Origin of the sequence: Collinsella sp. AM13-34, from assembly GCF_003473055.1 — a bacterium.
Taxonomy (GTDB): domain Bacteria; phylum Actinomycetota; class Coriobacteriia; order Coriobacteriales; family Coriobacteriaceae; genus Collinsella.
The window spans coordinates 1-1,912 of sequence record NZ_QRLE01000053.1 but is presented as its reverse complement, the minus strand read 5'-3'; the positions used below and the strand labels follow the sequence as shown (position 1 = coordinate 1,912).

Below are 1,912 nucleotides of genomic sequence, written 5' to 3'. Positions count from 1 at the left end.
TCATCGGCGCGTTCTTCGGCGTGCTGGCGTAAGGGCCCGGCTGCATAGATTTTCGTTGCAACCTGGAAAGGGGATGGAGCAGGCCTATGCCCTCCATCCCCTTTTTGTATAGAAGGAGTTCGTATGTTCGCGAAGGATCGCGAAGCAATGCGCCTGACGCCGGCAGAGGTCAGGCTGATTCTTATTGAGTCCCTGCAGTGGTGCGCCAACAACGCGGTCTACTTTTTGGGGCTTATCGGTGCGGCCACGTATGATCTGGCTGGCACGGCCTTTTTGGTTGCCGCCATTACGCTCGTGCGCAATCTTATGACGTCGGTGGGCAATATGGTGTCGGGCTCGGTCATCGATCGCTTTGGACCGCGCCGGACGTCGTTTGTGACGTGCGTGATTACGGCAGTGCTATCGCTTGGCGTGGGGTTGGCGCCGTTGTCTGTCCCCGGGCTTGTGTTTGCCGCGTGCGTCTTGGGACTTGCGGGCGGCTTTATCAACACCTGCACGCATGCGTTTCCGGGATACCTGGAGTCGACCACCGAGGGCCGTACCCGCGTGAACGGCCTCATGGTGTTCTACAGCAATATCGCCTATACCGCTGGCCCGCTGCTCGGCGGTGCCATCGTGAGCTGTTTTGTCACGCAATCGGTCTATCTGCTCATGGCGGGCATGATGGGTGTGGCGGCCGTGCTCTCCTTGGGCTGTCACGAGTGTGTTGCTCCCGCAAAAGGGGAGAAGCCGAAGGGCGGTATTCTGGGCGGCATGGCCGAGGGTGCGCGACTTACGTTTCGCGACCACGACCTGCGCCTCATCTTTATCTCGGGCTTTTTGGGTTTCTTTGCGTTTGGCGCGTTCGATTCGCTGGAGTCGTTGTTCTATCGCGATGTGCTCAACGTGGATATCGTCTGGCTGGGCTGGCTGTCCTCGGTCGTGGGCCTCACTTCCTCGGTGGGCGCGTTCATCCTGACCAAGCTTTCTGCCCGCCATGTCAACCTGCGATTGCTGCTCGGCGCGCTCATGGCCGTGGGCATTGGGTCCATGGTGTACGTGGGCACCGATATGCTGGGGGTCGCGATTATCGGTCAGGCGATTAACGGTCTGGCCTGGGGATTCCTGGAACCGCTGCAGATGATCTTGATTCAGGAGCGCGCCGACATCAAATACCTGGGGCGCATTACCGGCTTTGTGCGTTTTGGCCTGATGAGCGCCGGCGTGCTGCCGCTGCTGGCGGCTCCGTTTTTGGCGGAGGCTTTGGGCGTTCAGGCGGTGCTGTTTGGGGCATCGACCATTATTGCGCTGGTAGGAACGCTGTTCTTTGTCACACAAGGGAGGCGCCAGAGGCGTTAGCTATACATTCAATTCTAATTTAATACCACTCACCAGAGAATTTCGACCGTTCACCGAGGATTGGAGCAGATTGATAAGTGGTATTAAAAACACATTAGGTGTATGTCTATAATTGGTATCGAAAAGAAACGCGATGTATAGAGTTGCGTGCAGGACAGAAAGGAAAAGCCATGAAGGAAACCGAGAAGATCGAGATCATGCATTTCGACCAGGAGGGCTATCTCGAGGACGGCAAGGCGCTCTACGAGACCGGCAAGAAGATGACCGCGCTCGCCGACAAGGTCGCCGACGAGGGCTACGACGCCGTGTTCCTGATGGGCGTCGGCGGCACCTGGGACGAGCTCATGCAGCTCGAGTACCTCATGAACAAGTTCGGCGACCGCGACCTCGAGGTCTACCTGATCCACGCCGCCGAGTGGAACGTCATGGGCCACAAGCGCATGACCGAGAAGTCCGTCGTGCTCACCGCCTCCGAGTCCGGCACCACCCCCGAGGTCCTCGAGGCCGTCAAGAAGATGAAGGAAAAGGGCATTCGCGTCTACGCCATGACCAAGCCCGAGGGCCCCATCGGCCA

At 58.5% G+C, this 1,912-nt stretch carries 1 protein-coding gene and 1 pseudogene; both read left to right on the top strand.

Annotated elements, in window-relative coordinates; translation table 11 throughout:
- Positions 1-123 precede the first annotated feature (123 nt).
- Positions 124-1,338, top strand: a complete 1,215-nt coding sequence (locus DW151_RS10335; protein ID WP_199579947.1) for an MFS transporter — start codon at positions 124-126, stop codon at positions 1,336-1,338.
- A gap of 170 nt (positions 1,339-1,508) precedes the next feature.
- Positions 1,509-1,912, top strand: a pseudogene (locus DW151_RS10330) (SIS domain-containing protein); the annotation flags it as partial.

Bases quoted from the DNA above. Each gene is read 5' to 3' on its own strand.
- DW151_RS10335 (WP_199579947.1), top strand. From the start codon at position 124: ATGTTCGCGAAGGATCGCGAAGCAATGCGCCTGACGCCGGCAGAGGTC.